General features: G+C 69.2%; 11 protein-coding genes. 7 read left to right on the forward strand and 4 right to left on the reverse strand.

Annotated elements, in window-relative coordinates; translation table 11 throughout:
• On the reverse strand, positions 1 to 604 hold a 604-nt coding region (locus MVA01S_RS15100; RefSeq protein WP_060941627.1), incomplete at its 3' end, for an asparaginase domain-containing protein.
• Positions 605 to 646: 42 nt separating this feature from the next.
• Here MVA01S_RS15100 and lspA point away from each other — a divergent pair.
• The 6 genes from lspA to MVA01S_RS15130 all read left to right on the forward strand — a co-directional run bounded on the left by lspA (position 647) and on the right by MVA01S_RS15130 (position 8,932).
• Positions 647 to 1,243, forward strand: coding sequence for a signal peptidase II (lspA, locus tag MVA01S_RS15105; protein ID WP_003931992.1), 597 nt, complete (start codon positions 647 to 649; stop codon positions 1,241 to 1,243).
• Entirely contained in the window at positions 1,240 to 2,169 is a 930-nt protein-coding gene (locus MVA01S_RS15110) for an RluA family pseudouridine synthase (RefSeq protein WP_003931993.1), read from the forward strand. Before lspA ends, MVA01S_RS15110 begins: the two co-directional genes overlap by 4 nt.
• Positions 2,166 to 3,056 (forward strand): EamA family transporter RarD, encoded by an 891-nt coding sequence (gene rarD, locus MVA01S_RS15115; protein ID WP_003931994.1) that lies wholly within the window; start codon positions 2,166 to 2,168, stop codon positions 3,054 to 3,056. Before MVA01S_RS15110 ends, rarD begins: the two co-directional genes overlap by 4 nt.
• Positions 3,057 to 3,159: 103 nt before the next feature.
• Positions 3,160 to 3,774 (forward strand): TetR/AcrR family transcriptional regulator, encoded by a 615-nt coding sequence (locus MVA01S_RS15120; protein ID WP_237024375.1) that lies wholly within the window; start codon positions 3,160 to 3,162, stop codon positions 3,772 to 3,774.
• Between the two features lie 71 nt (positions 3,775 to 3,845).
• Complete coding sequence (gene dnaE, locus MVA01S_RS15125) at positions 3,846 to 7,400, forward strand: DNA polymerase III subunit alpha (protein ID WP_003931996.1); 3,555 nt, start codon at positions 3,846 to 3,848, stop codon at positions 7,398 to 7,400.
• On the forward strand, positions 7,397 to 8,932 hold the full coding sequence (locus MVA01S_RS15130; protein ID WP_051015328.1) for a glycosyltransferase family 39 protein: 1,536 nt from the start codon (positions 7,397 to 7,399) through the stop codon (positions 8,930 to 8,932). The genes dnaE and MVA01S_RS15130 overlap by 4 nt, the downstream gene beginning before the upstream one ends.
• Here MVA01S_RS15130 and MVA01S_RS15135 read toward each other — a convergent pair.
• On the reverse strand, positions 8,918 to 9,148 hold the full coding sequence (locus MVA01S_RS15135; RefSeq protein WP_003931998.1) for a hypothetical protein: 231 nt from the start codon (positions 9,146 to 9,148) through the stop codon (positions 8,918 to 8,920). The two genes, MVA01S_RS15130 and MVA01S_RS15135, sit on opposite strands and share 15 nt — an antisense overlap.
• A gap of 110 nt (positions 9,149 to 9,258) precedes the next feature.
• On the opposite strand from MVA01S_RS15135, the gene ilvA reads away from it, so the two are divergent.
• Positions 9,259 to 10,548 carry a threonine ammonia-lyase IlvA gene (gene ilvA, locus MVA01S_RS15140; protein ID WP_003931999.1) on the forward strand — a complete coding sequence of 430 codons (1,290 nt, stop codon included), beginning with the start codon at positions 9,259 to 9,261 and terminating at the stop codon, positions 10,546 to 10,548.
• On the opposite strand, the gene treZ is transcribed toward ilvA, so the two are convergent.
• Entirely contained in the window at positions 10,536 to 12,272 is a 1,737-nt protein-coding gene (treZ, locus tag MVA01S_RS15145; RefSeq protein WP_003932000.1) for a malto-oligosyltrehalose trehalohydrolase, read from the reverse strand. The genes ilvA and treZ overlap by 13 nt on opposite strands.
• Positions 12,265 to 14,568 carry a malto-oligosyltrehalose synthase gene (treY, locus tag MVA01S_RS15150; protein WP_003932001.1) on the reverse strand — a complete coding sequence of 768 codons (2,304 nt, stop codon included), beginning with the start codon at positions 14,566 to 14,568 and terminating at the stop codon, positions 12,265 to 12,267. Before treY ends, treZ begins: the two co-directional genes overlap by 8 nt.
• Between the last annotated feature and the right edge of the window lies 1 nt (position 14,569).

A 14,569-nucleotide genomic window follows, 5' to 3' on the forward strand; every position in this document is an offset into this window, starting at 1 on the left:
CGAGCGCCGCGGTGTCGGCACCCGGGTAGGCGGCGACGATGTCCACCCGCGGGGCATCGGCCGCGCGCAGCGGCCCGAGGTACGGCCGCGTGCGGCCGGCGCCGGCGGCGTACCCGCCGAAGCTCTGCAGGTCGGCCGTCGACACCTTGTGCACGCCGAGGGCCGCGAAGACAGCACCGGCGAAGCTCACGATCACCCCGGCGCCACGCGACTCGGGCCGGGCCGCGACCGCCAGCGCGTCCCGCAGATTGGCGGGGCCGTCGGCATCCGGTGCGTCAGCGCTGCGCTGCGCGCCGGTGAGCACCACCGGGACGGTTCCGTCGTAGGTCAGCGCCAGCCAGAGGGCGGTCTCCTCCATGGTGTCGGTGCCGTGCGTCACCACGACGCCGTCCGCGCCGGAGGCCGCCGCGTCGGCGACCGCGGCCCCGATCCGGTCCCAGTCGGCCGGGGTCAGCAGCGAGCTGTCCACCGCGAGCAGGTCCACGACCTCGACGTCGAGGCCGGCGGTCAGCTCGGCGCCCGTACGTGCGGGACGCTTCACCCCGTCGGCGTCGGCACTCGTCGAGATCGTGCCTCCGGTGGCGATGACGACGAGACGACCCATGGCTGGGATTCTCACCCACCGGAGCTTTGCGATGATGGAGGCGTGACTGATGAATCGTCGAGCCCGGTCGAGCCCACGACAGGTGACGACAAGGCTGCCGAGGGGGCGCCGGCCGCGACGTCGGTGCCGCGCCGGCTGCGCCTGCTGCTCACCGTCGCGGGCGTGGTGCTCGTCCTCGACGTCATCACCAAGGTGCTCGCGGTCAAACTTCTGACGCCCGGTCAGCCGGTGTCGATCATCGGCGACACCGTGACGTGGACGCTGGTGCGCAACTCGGGCGCGGCGTTCTCGATGGCCACCGGATACACCTGGGTGCTGACGCTGGTCGCCACCGGTGTGGTGATCGGCATCATCTGGATGGGCCGGCGGCTGGTGTCGCCGTGGTGGGCGGTCGGGCTCGGGTTGATCCTGGGCGGCGCGCTGGGCAACCTGGTGGACCGGTTCTTCCGGTCGCCGGGACCGCTGCGCGGCCACGTCGTCGACTTCCTGTCCATCGGCTGGTGGCCGGTGTTCAACGTGGCCGACCCGTCGGTGGTCGGCGGGGCGATCCTGCTGGTGATCCTGTCGCTGCTGGGGTTCGATTACGACACCGTTGGCCGGCGCACGCCGGACGAGGGCGAAAAGTCCGAGAACGGATGACCACACGGTCGATGCCGGTGCCCGAGGGGCTGGCCGGGATGCGGGTGGACGCCGGGCTGGCCAGGCTGCTCGGGCTGTCGCGCACGGCGGCCGCCGCGATCGCGGAGGACGGCGGGGTCGAACTCGACGGGGCGCCGGCGGCCAAGTCCGACAAGCTGACCGCGGGCGCCTGGCTCGAGGTCCGGCTGCCCGAAGCGCCACCGCCGGTGGAGAACGTCCCCGAACAGATCGAGGGCATGACGATCCTCTACTCCGACGACGACATCGTCGCCGTCGACAAGCCGCCCGGGGTGGCCGCGCACGCCACCGTCGGCTGGCACGGGCCGACGGTGCTGGGCGGGCTCGCCGCCGCCGGCTTCCGGATCAGCACCTCGGGGATCCACGAGCGGCAGGGCATCGTGCACCGTCTGGACGTCGGCACCTCCGGGGTGATGGTGGTGGCGCTGTCCGAGCGCGCCTACACCGTCCTCAAGCGGGCGTTCAAGCAGCGCACCGTGCACAAGCGGTATCACGCTCTGGTGCAGGGTCATCCGGATCCGTCCAGCGGCACCATCGACGCTCCGATCGGTCGGCACCGCGGCCATGACTGGAAGTTCGCGGTCGTCGAGGGCGGCCGCAACAGCGTCACCCACTACGACACGCTGGAGGCCCACCAGGCGGCCAGCCTGCTCGACATCGAGCTGGAAACCGGACGCACGCACCAGATCCGGGTGCATTTCGCCGCGCTGCACCACCCGTGTTGCGGCGACCTGACCTACGGTGCCGACCCGACGCTGGCGAAAAAGCTGGGGCTGGAACGGCAGTGGCTGCACGCGCGCTCGCTGGCCTTCGCGCATCCGGCGGACGGTCGGTGGATGGAGATCACCAGCCCGTATCCGGCGGACCTGCAGCACGCGCTCGACATCCTGCGCCGGCACGACCGGTGAGGTCGGGTCTGCTCTTCGGAGCCGGCGCCTACGTGATGTGGGGCCTGTTCCCGGCCTTCTTCCCGCTGCTGAAACCCGCAGGCGCGGTGGAGATCCTCGCGCACCGCATCATCTGGAGTTTCGCGCTGATGGTCGTCGTGGTCGCGGTGGTGGGCCGGTTGTCCGACCTGCGCACGATCGACCGGCGTACGTGGCTGCTGCTGTTCGCGGCGGCCGGGCTGATCTCAGCGAACTGGCTGATCTACGTGTACGCGGTCAACAACGGACACGTGGTCGACGCCGCGCTCGGCTATTTCATCAACCCGCTGGTGGCGATCGCGCTCGGGATGCTGATCTTCCGGGAGAGGCTCAACCGCTGGCAGTTCGGCGCACTCGCGATCGCGGTGGTGGCGGTGGTGATCCTGACCGTGCAGGTGGGGCAGCCACCGCTGGTGGGTCTCGGCTTGGCGTTCTCGTTCGCGCTGTACGGCGCGGTGAAGAAACTGGTCCGCGTCGATCCGCGGGTCAGCGTCGGGCTGGAAGCCGCGATCGCGACGCCGTTCGCGCTCGCATATCTGGTCGTGCTGCAGGCCGGCGGCGGTGGCACCCTGACCGGCCACGGCGCGTCGCATGTCGTGCTGCTGCTCCTGTCCGGGGTGCTGACCGCGCTGCCGCTGCTGTTGTTCGCCGCGGCCGCGCACCGGCTGCCGATGGTCACGCTGGGCCTGTTGTTCTACGTGACGCCGGTGATGCAGATGTCCTGGGGCGTGCTGGTCGGCGGCGAACCGATGCCGCCGATGCGATGGGTGGGCTTCGCGTTGATCTGGCTGGCGCTGCTGGTTTTCACCGCGGACGCGCTCCGCCGTGCCCGCGCCGATCGGCGGTCTCCTCAGCCGAGTCCGGTCTGAATTTGCGAAAGTTGCCGTTGACCGTTCGATAGCTATGTCCTAACGTTTGCTCGTGGAGTATGACGCCCCGGCTGTGTCCGCGGTGCGGAAACGGGGACGTCCGGTGGGGGCAGACTCCGAGCAGACGCGCCGCACGATCGTGTGCGCCGCGCGGGAACTCATCGCCGAGCGGGGATACCACGCCGCGACGTTCCAGCAGATCGCCGCGCGGGCGGGAGTGAGCAGACCCACGCTGCACTACTACTACGCAACCCGCGAGCAGCTCTACGAGGCGCTGCTCGCCGACGTGCGCGACAGCGTCGACGCCTGTGCTGCCGAGGCGGTGCAGGCGAAAACACTGCTTACGCAGTTGGCGGTGTTCGGCGCCGGGATCCAGCGGCTGGGAGCCGCCGAGCCGGCCCTGATGAAGGTGCTCGTCACCGCCCGGATCGACCACCACCGCGGTACTCACCGCCACGACACCGCGAGCGCGCTGGCCGCAGCTGTGCACGCGTTCTACGACGCGGTCGTCGTCGAGGCTGTCCGGCGCGGTGAGTTGCCGCCCGACACCGATGCGCACGCGGTCGCCGACATGCTCGGTGCCCTGTTCTGGGGGCTCGGGTTCCACACCGGCTTCATCGGCGGGGACGAACACGCTTCCGGGATAGCCAGGCAATTGTTCGGTTGTCTGGCTCACGGGTTGCTGGATTCGCAGCGGCCGGCGCCTGTCGACGCGTGACGCGGCGAACGCGAGACACGCAGCCCGACACGCCGGGCGCTGTCGGTGGGCGGTCCTAGACTGGCTTCCCTATGAGCGGGTCATTCGTGCATCTCCACAACCACACCGAGTACTCGATGCTCGACGGCGCCGCGAAGGTCAAGCCGATGCTGGCCGAGGCGCAACGACTGGAAATGCCCGCAATCGGCATGACCGACCACGGAAACATGTTCGGCGCCAGCGAGTTCTACAACGCGGCGACCGACGTCGGCATCAAGCCGATCATCGGGATCGAGGCGTACATCGCCCCGGCTTCGCGGTTCGACACCAAGCGTGTCCTCTGGGGTGATCCGAGCCAGAAGTCCGACGACGTCTCCGGCAGCGGGTCCTACACCCACATGACGATGGTCGCCGAGAACGCGACGGGTCTGCGCAACCTGTTCAAACTCTCGTCGCTGGCCTCGTTCGAGGGTCAGCTCGGCAAGTGGGCGCGCATGGACGCCGAGATCATCGCCGAGCACGCCGAGGGCATCATCGCCACCACCGGTTGCCCCTCCGGTGAGGTGCAGACCCGGCTGCGGCTGGGCCATCGGCAGGAGGCTCTCGAAGCGGCCGCCAGATGGCGCGAGATCTTCGGCCCGGACAACTTCTTCCTCGAGCTCATGGACCACGGCCTCGACATCGAGCGACGCGTACGTGAGGGGCTCCTGGAGATCGGCCAGAAGCTGGGCATCCCGCCGCTGGCCACCAACGACTGCCACTACGTGACCCGCGAGGCGTCCCAGAACCACGAGGCGCTGCTGTGCATCCAGACCGGTAAGACGCTCTCGGACCCGACGCGCTTCAAATTCGACGGCGACGGCTACTACCTGAAGTCGGCGGCCGAGATGCGTGCGCTGTGGGACGGCCAGGTACCCGGGGCCTGCGACTCGACGCTGCTGATCGCCGAACGGGTGCAGCCCTACGCCGACGTGTGGGCGCCGCGGGACCGGATGCCGGTCTTCCCGGTCCCCGACGGGCACGACCAGGGGTCGTGGCTGCACCACGAGGTGATGGCGGGGCTGGAACGCCGCTTCCAGAACGTCGCCGACGGGTCGGTGCCCGCGGAGTACATCTCGCGCGCCGAGTACGAGATCAAGGTCATCTGCGACAAGGGCTTCCCGGCCTACTTCCTGATCGTCGCGGACCTGATCAACTATGCGAAGTCCGTCGGCATCCGGGTCGGCCCCGGCCGTGGTTCGGCCGCAGGTTCTCTCGTGGCCTACGCCATGGGGATCACCAACATCGACCCGATCCCGCACGGCCTGCTGTTCGAGCGGTTCCTGAACCCGGAGCGGCCGTCGGCCCCCGACATCGACATCGACTTCGATGACCGCCGGCGCGGCGAGATGCTGCGCTACGCGGCCAACAAGTGGGGCAGCGACCGTGTCGCGCAGGTCATCACGTTCGGCACCATCAAGACCAAGGCCGCGATCAAGGACTCGGCGCGGGTGCACTACGGCCAGCCCGGTTTCGCGATCGCCGACCGGATCACCAAGGCGCTGCCGCCGCCGATCATGGCCAAGGACATCCCGGTCTCGGGCATCACCGACCCGACCCACGAGCGGTACAAGGAAGCCGCCGAGGTCCGGGCCCTGATCGACACCGACCCCGATGTGCGCACCATCTACGAGACCGCGCGGGGCCTGGAGGGCCTGGTCCGTAATGCCGGTGTGCACGCGTGCGCGGTGATCATGAGCTCCGAACCGCTCATCGACTCGATCCCGCTGTGGCGCCGCCCGCAGGACGGCGCGGTGATCACCGGGTGGGACTACCCGTCGTGCGAGGCCATCGGCCTGCTGAAGATGGACTTCCTCGGGCTGCGGAACCTGACGATCATCGGCGACTGCATCGAGAACATCAAGGCCAACCGTGGCGTCGATGTCGACCTGGAGTCGCTGGCCCTCGACGACCCGAAGGCCTACGAACTGCTCGGCCGCGGTGACACCCTGGGCGTGTTCCAGCTCGACGGCGGGCCGATGCGAGACCTGCTGCGCCGCATGCAGCCCACCGAGTTCAACGACATCGTCGCGGTGCTGGCGCTGTACCGCCCCGGCCCGATGGGCATGAACGCCCACAACGACTACGCCGACCGCAAGAACGGCCGGCAGCCGATCAAGCCGATCCACCCCGAGCTCGAAGAGCCGCTCAAAGAGATCCTGTCCGAGACCTACGGCCTGATCGTCTACCAAGAGCAGATCATGTTCATCGCCCAGAAGGTCGCGTCCTACACCATGGGCAAGGCCGATGCGCTGCGAAAAGCCATGGGTAAGAAGAAGCTTGAGGTGCTCGAAGCCGAGTACAAGGGCTTCCGCGAGGGCATGACCGCCAACGGTTTCTCCGAGGCCGCGGTGAAAGCGCTGTGGGACACCATCCTTCCGTTCGCCGGCTACGCGTTCAACAAGTCGCACGCGGCGGGCTACGGGCTGGTGTCGTACTGGACGGCCTATCTGAAGGCCAACTATCCGGCCGAGTACATGGCGGGTCTGCTGACGTCGGTGGGTGACGACAAGGACAAGGCCGCGGTCTATCTGGCGGACTGCCGCAGGCTGGGCATCACGGTGTTGCCGCCGGATGTCAACGAGTCGGTGCAGAACTTCGCCTCGGTCGGCGACGACATCCGATTCGGTCTGGGCGCGGTGCGCAACGTCGGCGCGAACGTCGTGGCCTCACTGGTCAACACCCGCTCCGAGAAGGGCAAGTACACCGACTTCTCGGACTACCTCAACAAGATCGACATCGCCGCCTGCAACAAGAAGGTGACGGAGTCGTTGATCAAGGCGGGCGCGTTCGACTCGCTGGGCCATCCCCGCAAGGGCCTCTTCCTCGTGCACACCGACGCGGTCGACTCGGTGCTGGGCACCAAGAAGGCCGAGGCGATGGGCCAGTTCGACCTCTTCGGCGGCGGGGACGACGGCGCGGGCGGCGGCGGCGACTCGGTGTTCACCATCAAGGTGCCCGACGAGGAGTGGGAGGACAAGCACAAGCTTGCCCTGGAACGCGAGATGCTCGGCCTGTACGTGTCGGGTCACCCGCTCAACGGGATCGCCCACCTGCTCGCCGCGCAGGTCGACACCCAGATCCCGGCCATCCTCGACGGCGACGTGCCCAACGATGCCCAGGTCCGGGTCGGCGGCATCCTCGCGTCGGTGAACCGGCGCGTCAACAAGAACGGGTTGCCGTGGGCCTCGGCGCAGATCGAGGATCTCACCGGCGGTATCGAGGTGCTGTTCTTCCCACAGACGTACTCGATGTTCGGCGCCGAGATCGCCGACGACGTGGTGGTGCTGGTGGGTGCCAAGGTCGCGATTCGTGACGACCGCATCTCGCTGATCGCCAACGAGCTCATCGTTCCGGACTTTTCGAGCGCCCAGGCGAATCGTCCGGTCGCGGTCAGCCTGCCGACACGGCAGTGCACCGTCGACAAGGTGTCCGCGCTCAAGCAGGTGCTGGCGCGACACCCCGGGACGGCGCAGGTGCATCTGCGGCTGATCAGTGGTGAGCGCATCACCACGCTGGAGTTGGATCAATCGCTTCGGGTAACCCCGTCCTCGGCGTTGATGGGTGACCTCAAGGAACTGCTCGGGCCGGGCTGCCTCGGCGGATGACCGCGGTGGCGGCGTGGCCCGGCCGAGGCCGGGCGGGCGCGCTGCTGGTCGGTGTGCTCGCCGCAATCCTCAGTGCCGCAGGGGCCGGGCGGCCGTCGCTGTGGATCGACGAGGCCGCAACCCTGTCGGCTTCGACGCGATCGCTGAGCGAACTGTGGGCGTTGTGGCGGAACGTCGATGCGGTGCATGGTCTCTACGACCTGCTGCTGCACGTCTGGTTCCTGCTTTTTCCGGTGACCGAGACCTGGGCGCGGCTCCCGAGTGCGTTGGCCGTCGGGGTGGCCGCCGCGGGCGTGGTCGTGCTGGGCCGGCAGCTGTGCACACCCGCGGTGGGAGTCGCGGCCGGCGTGGTGTTCGCGGTGCTTCCGCGCACCACCCTGGCCGGTGGGGACGCCCGGTCCTACGCGCTGACGATCGCCTGCGCGGTCTGGCTGACGGTGCTGGTCGTGCTCGCCGCACGCCGCAACCGCGCCGTGCTGTGGGTCGGCTACGCGGCCGCCCTGGCAGTGACGATCGCGGTCAACGTGATGGTGCTGCTCCTTGTCGTGGTGCACGCGGTGCTGCTGCTGGTGTCGGCGCCGTCGCGGCGGCCCCTGGTGGCGTGGGTGATCGCGACCGTGGCCGCGGTCGCGGCGGTGTGGCCGCTGCTGCTGGTCATCGTCGCGCAGCAGAGCCAGGTCGGCTGGATCTGGCCCGTCAGCCTGGTCACCCTCGGTCAGGTCTTCGGCGAACAGTACTTTCCGTCGGTGTATTCGGACGCGATGCGGGTCGTCGGTCCCGATCAAAACCAGTTCACCGCCGGGCAACTCGCGGTCGCGATGCGGGCGTGGGCGCGGGTGGCCCCACTGATCGTCGTGATCGCCGCGATATCGGCTGTCGCGGTGTGGCGACGCGGCCGGGCGGGGGCGGTGCTGGGCGCCGGTCCCCGGTTGTTGATCTGGACGGCGGCGGTGTGGATCGCCGCACCCACCGCGCTGCTGATCGGGTATTCGCTGGTGGACCAACCGCTGTATCAGCCGCATTACCTGACGTTCACCACGCCGGGGGTGGCGCTGCTGGTCGGGCTCGCCGTGGTGGTCGTCGGCCGCGATGTCCGTCGGATCGGCGCTCTGCTGGTCGCGATCGCACTGGCCGCGTTACCGAACTACCTGGCCCAGCGGGGGTTGTACGCCAAGTACGGCTCGGACTACAGCCAGACCGCCGACTTTCTGGCCGCCGAGAGCCGGCCGGGGGACTGTCTCACCGTCGATGCCGCCGCCCCGCCGACGCTGGCCGACGCCCTCGAAGGTGCCCGCTTGCACCGCGACGACCGGCTCAGTGAGGTGGGCCGGGTGCGCAGCGCGCTGGAGCGCGACGCGCTGTTCGCGCAACGGTGGACGCCCGCGGCGGACGAACTGCGGGGCTGCGCGGTGCTGTGGGTGGTCACCGACCAGGATCGCGGGGTGCCGGACGGGTTCCGTGCCGTCGAGCGCCGACGCTTCAACCAGACCGAGGCGATCCGTGCGGAGCGAGACCAGCTAACGGCGCAGTGAGCAGAGCAACCCGAGGCTCAGCCACAGCACGGTGGCGGCGCCGGCTCCGCTGAGGACTGCCGGACCCGCGGCCATGGTGGCGAGGCCGACCAGGACGAACACCAGCAGACCGACGAGGAGGGAGAGCACTTTGTAGGCGGGCCAGGGGACCCCTGCCACCGACAACGACGCGGCCGGACGGGCCACTACGGCTCGGAACTGTTCGGCGGTCGTCATGTGTTCACGATAGCTCGCATCAAAGTTTTCGGCCACCCGAAACATGGGTTGTGGACGGGCGAGTTCCCCGCATTTCTCCCCGAGCGCGATCTGGTGGCACCATTGTCCGGGTGTCCACCGAGCTGAGCCAGGGTCTCCGGATCGATCCCTCCGCGCCGCTGCGCGCGGCGGACATCGACGCGGCGGCGCAGCGAATTTCCGCGGTGGTGTCCCAGACCCCGCTGCAGCTCAGCGAGCGGGTGTCGGCGCTGACCGGAGCCCAGGTCTACCTCAAGCGCGAGGACCTGCAGGCGGTGCGGTCCTACAAACTCCGGGGCGCCTACAACCTGCTCATGCAGTTGAGCCCCGAGGAGAAGGCCGCCGGGGTGGTGTGTGCGTCCGCGGGTAACCACGCGCAGGGCTTCGCGCTGGCCTGCCGTTCCATGGGTGTCCACGGCCGCGTGTACGTCCCGGCCAAGACGCCGAAGCAGAAGCGCAACCGCATCCGCTATCACGGCGGTGACTTCATCGAGTTGATCGTCGGCGGAAAGACCTTCGACATGGCTGCCGAAGCGGCGCTCGACGACGTCACCCGCACCGGGGCGACGCTGGTACCGCCGTACGACGACCTGCGCACGATGGCCGGGCAGGGCACCATCGCCGTGGAGATCCTCGACCAGCTCGGCTTCGAGCCGGATGTGGTCGTGGTGCCCGTGGGCGGCGGCGGGTGCATCAGTGGGATCACCACCTATCTGGCGGAGCGCACCGCGACGACGTCGGTCCTCGGCGTCGAACCGGCCGGGGCAGCCTCACTGGTGGCTGCGCTGGCCAAGGGTGAACCCGTCACGCTGCCCGAGGTCGACCAGTTCGTCGACGGGGCCGCGGTCGCGCGGGTCGGCGCGCATCCGTTCGCGGCGTTGTCGGCGGCGGGGGACATGGTGTCGATCACGACGGTCGACGAAGGTGCGGTGTGCACCGCGATGCTCGACCTGTACCAGAACGAGGGCATCATCGCCGAGCCCGCGGGCGCGCTGTCGGTGGCCGCGCTGCTCGACGCCGACATCGAGCCGGGATCGACGGTGGTGTGCCTGATCTCCGGCGGCAACAACGACGTGTCCCGCTACGGCGAGGTCCTGGAACGCTCGCTGGTGCACCTCGGGCTCAAGCACTACTTCCTAGTCGACTTCCCGCAGGAGCCGGGCGCGCTGCGACGCTTCCTCGACGAGGTGCTCGGGCCCAACGACGACATCACGCTGTTCGAGTACGTCAAGCGCAACAACCGCGAGACCGGTGAGGCGCTGGTCGGCATCGAGATGGCTGCGGCGTCGGATCTGGAGGGGCTGCTCGCCCGGATGGACGCCTCGGAGTGCCACATCGAGCTGCTCGAGCCCGGGTCGCCGACCTACCGCTACCTGACCTGACGCCGCAGGATCGCCACGCTGTGCCCGTTGACGCGGGTGCTCTCGTCGCCGACGGTCGGTGCGTCCCATGCCAGCACCACCTCGCCGGCGACGGGCACGTCGACCGGTTCGGAGTTCAGATTGCAGGCGATCGCCAATGTGCCGCGGTGCATCACCAGCCACCGGGCATCCTCGTCGTAGTCGGTGCGGAGGTCGTCGAGCCAGGGGTCGGCCATGTCCGGCTCGGTGCGGCGCAGCGCGACAAGGCTGCGGTAGAACTCCAGCAGCTTCGCGTGGTCGCCGACGCCGACCTCGTCCCAGTTCAACTTGGAACGCTGGAAGGTCTGCGGATCCTGCGGATCGGGGATCGCGTCGGCGTCCCAGCCGTGCTCTGCGAACTCGCGTTTGCGGCCCTCGGCGGTCGCGCGTGCGAGCTCAGGTTCGGGGTGGGAGCTGAAGAACTGGAACGGTGACGACGAGGCCCACTCTTCGCCCATGAAAAGCATTGCCGTGTAGGGCGATCCGAGCACCAGCGCGGCCTTGACGGCCAGCTGGCCTGCGGTCAGATTCTGCGAGGGCCGGTCACCGACGGCCCGGTTACCGACCTGGTCGTGGGTCACGGTGTAGGCCAACAGACGGGTGGCCGGGATCGTGGACGTGTCGAGCGGGCGGCCGTGCCTGCGGCCGCGGAACGACGAATAGGTCCCGGCGTGGAAGAACCCGTTGCGCAGCGTCTGGGCCAGGGTCTCGATGCTGCCGAAATCGCCGTAGTAGCCCTGGCGTTCGCCGGACACGGCGGTGTGGATCGCGTGGTGGATGTCGTCGTCCCACTGCGCGGTCAGGCCGAGGCCACCGTTCTCGCGCGGGGTGATCAGCCGCGCATCGTTCATGTCGCTCTCGGCGATCAGGGACAGCGGCCTGCCGACTTCCTCTGCCAGCGCGTCGGTTTCGGTGGAGAGCTCTTCGAGGATGTGGATCGCGGTGGTGTCCACCAGCGCGTGCACGGCGTCGAGGCGCAAACCGTCGGCGTGGAAGTCCCGCATCCAGCGCAGCGCACAATCCAGGATGTAGCGGCGCACCTGGTCGGCGCCGGCGTCGGCGATGTTGATCGACTCGCCCCACGGATTGGACCCGCTGGACAGATAGGGCCCGAACTGCGGCAGGTAGTTGCCCGACGGGCCGAGGTGGTTGAACACCGCGTCGATGAGTACGCCCAGACCCAGGTCGTGGCAGGCGTCGACGAACCGGATCAGCCCGTCGGGACCGCCGTAGGGTTCGTGCACCGCATACCAGAGCACCCCGTCGTAGCCCCAGCCGTGCGTGCCGCCGAACGCGTTGACCGGCATCACCTCGACGAAGTCCACGCCGAGATCGACCAGGTGCTGCAGCTTCTCGATCGCCGAGTCGAAGGTGCCGCCGGGGGTGAAGGTGCCGATGTGCAGCTCGTAGATGACCGAGCCCTCGATCGAGCGGCCTTTCCAGCCTGCGTCCGACCATGCGTCGGGGGAGGGCTGCCACAGTGCGGAGCGTTCGTGGACGCCGTCGGGCTGGCGTGCCGAACGGGGATCGGGCAGCACCTTCGGGTCGTCGTCGAGCACGAACCCGTACCGGGCGTCGGGGGCGGCGTCGACGACGGCGCGCCACCAGCCGTCGTCATCGCGTGTCATGGGGTGCAGCGTGCCGTCGACGTCGAGTCGCACAAGTTCGGGTCGCGGCGCCCACACCGCGAATTCGTGGTCAGGCATCGTCACGCACCAGCAGCGCGGCGGGCAGGCCGGCGAACAGGTCCGAGGTGCGGACCCGTCCGTGCCTCGACACCCCGGTCAGGCGATCCGTCCAGGTTCCCTCGGGAAGCGTCAAAGAGGTTTCCCCCCAACCGGTCTCGTCCAGACGCGCGGTCCACCTGCTGGCCGCCACCACCACGTCCTCGCCCCGCAGGAACGACACCACGTGCTCTGCAGCGTCGCCGTCGGCGAGTAACGGCTGGTACCCGCCGGACAGGAACGTGTCGGGCCGTTCGCGGCGAAGGTGCAGCGCCGCGCGCACCACCCGCATCTTCGGGTGCTCCCCGGAGGCCAGGGCCTGACGGCGGGCGGCGTAGTCCACCGCGCGCCGGTTGTCCGGATCCACCAGGCTGTCCTCCCACAACTCGGTGCCCTGATATACGTCGGGCACCCCCGGTGCGGTCAGCATGATCAGTTTCTGGCCGAGCGCGTCGGTGCGGCCGTGCGCGTCGAGGCGGCTCACCAATGCGGTCATCTCGGCCCCGACCGGACCGTCGATGACGGTGTCCACCCAGCCGTGCACGGCGGCTTCGAACTGCTCGTCGGGGTCGTTCCACGACGTGTGCAGCGCGGCCTCACGGATCGCCTTCTCGGTGTAGGCGTGCAGACGCTGCCTCACGCTGTCGGTCACCGACCCGTCCGCCGGCCACACCCCGAACATGTTCTGCCACAGGAACAGTCCGGTGACCGGGTCCGGGGGAGGGGCGCTGGTCTGCCAGCCCTGGACGAACTCCGACCACAGCGACGGAACCTGCGAGAGCACCCCGATGCGGGCGCGCACGTCCTCGCCGCGCTTGGTGTCGTGGGTGGTCAGGGTCGTCATCGCGGCCGGCCACATCGCTGCGCGCACCGCGGCCCGTTGGTGGAATTCGGCAGCGCTGACCCCGAACCGGTCGGGTTCTCCGCCGACCTCGTTGAGCGACACCAGTCGGGCGTCGCGGTAGAACAGGCAGTCCTCCATCGACTTGGCGGTAGCGGCGCCGCACAGTTGTTGCAGCCGCACCTCGACCTCGCGGTGGGGCAGTGCGGCGGCGAGCAGTTCGAGCGCATCGGCCAGTTCGGGCTGCTCGGTGGCGGTCTCGGCGAGGGCCACCGGGAGCACCGTGGACAGCGACGGGTAGTCGGACCGATAGACGCCGATGTGGCTGAGCAGCACGGAGATCGCTTCCGGGAGACGGTCGTGGTCCCGGCCGGTGGCAGCGACGACGGTACGGCGCAGTCGAGCGAGTTCACTGCCGAGCGTGACGGTGACTGCCTGCTTCTTGAGTTCCCGCGCCTCCGCGTGGGCGGCCGCATGGTCCACGCCCGCCGCCTCGACCAGCGCGGTCAGAGCTTTCTTGCCGGACGGGTCGACGAACAGGCCGCCGCACTCGCGCAACGCGTCGTAGCCGGTGGTCCCCGCCACGGGCAGGCTGTCGTCGAGGCCCTCGTCCACGGCGAGGATCTTCTCGATGACGATCCAGGCCTGCGGCCCGGCGAGCTCCCGCAACCACGTGAGATAGCCTGCGGGATCGGACAATCCGTCCGGATGGTCGATGCGGATGCCGTCCACCAGGCCTTCGGTCAGCCAGCGCCGGACCTCTTCGTGCGTGGCATCGAAGACCGCGCGGTCCTCCTGGCGCAGACCGGCCAGCGAGGTGATCGAGAAGAACCTCCGGTAGCCGCACACGTTGTTGCGCCAGCCGATCAGCTTGTAGTGCTGGCGGTCGTGCACCTGCGGGCCGGTCCCCGGCTGGGCATCCGGCTCGGTGCCCGGTGCGATCGGCCACGTCCGGTCGCCGAGTCGCAGCACCTCGCCGTCGACGGTCAGGTCCGCGACGTCGTCGTCGGAACCGAGCACCGGCAGCACGATCCGGCCATCGGGGTCGAGGGTCCAGTCCACGTCGAAGAACGACGCGTAGCGCGACTGGCGACCGTGGGTCAACAGGTCCCACCACCACGCGTTCTGCTCGGGGGACTCGACGCCGACGTGGTTGGGGACGATGTCGACCACGACACCGAGTCCGGCGGCGCGCGCCCGCCGCACCAGGCGGTCGAATCCCTCGGGTCCGCCGAGTTCGGCGGAGATGGTCGTGGGGTCGGTGACGTCGTAGCCGTGCGTGGAGCCCTCGCCGGCGGTCAGGATGGGAGACAGGTACAGGTGCGAGACGCCCAGTTCGGCCAGATAGTCGACCAGGTTCTCGGCATCGGCGAAGGTGAACGCCTCGCCGCTGGCCGGCCCGCGCATCTGCAGTCGGTAGGTGGACAGTACGGTCATG

It is taken from the genome of Mycolicibacterium vaccae NBRC 14118 = CIP 105934, from assembly GCF_001552715.1.
Lineage (GTDB): Bacteria > Actinomycetota > Actinomycetes > Mycobacteriales > Mycobacteriaceae > Mycobacterium > Mycobacterium vaccae.

Bases quoted from the DNA above. Each gene is read 5' to 3' on its own strand.
- MVA01S_RS15110 (WP_003931993.1), top strand. From the start codon at position 1,240: ATGACCACACGGTCGATGCCGGTGCCCGAGGGGCTGGCCGGGATGCGG.
- treY (WP_003932001.1), bottom strand. From the start codon at position 14,568: ATGACCGTACTGTCCACCTACCGACTGCAGATGCGCGGGCCGGCCAGC.
- MVA01S_RS15135 (WP_003931998.1), bottom strand. From the start codon at position 9,148: ATGACGACCGCCGAACAGTTCCGAGCCGTAGTGGCCCGTCCGGCCGCG.
- MVA01S_RS15130 (WP_051015328.1), top strand. From the start codon at position 7,397: ATGACCGCGGTGGCGGCGTGGCCCGGCCGAGGCCGGGCGGGCGCGCTG.
- dnaE (WP_003931996.1), top strand. From the start codon at position 3,846: ATGAGCGGGTCATTCGTGCATCTCCACAACCACACCGAGTACTCGATG.
- treZ (WP_003932000.1), bottom strand. From the start codon at position 12,272: ATGCCTGACCACGAATTCGCGGTGTGGGCGCCGCGACCCGAACTTGTG.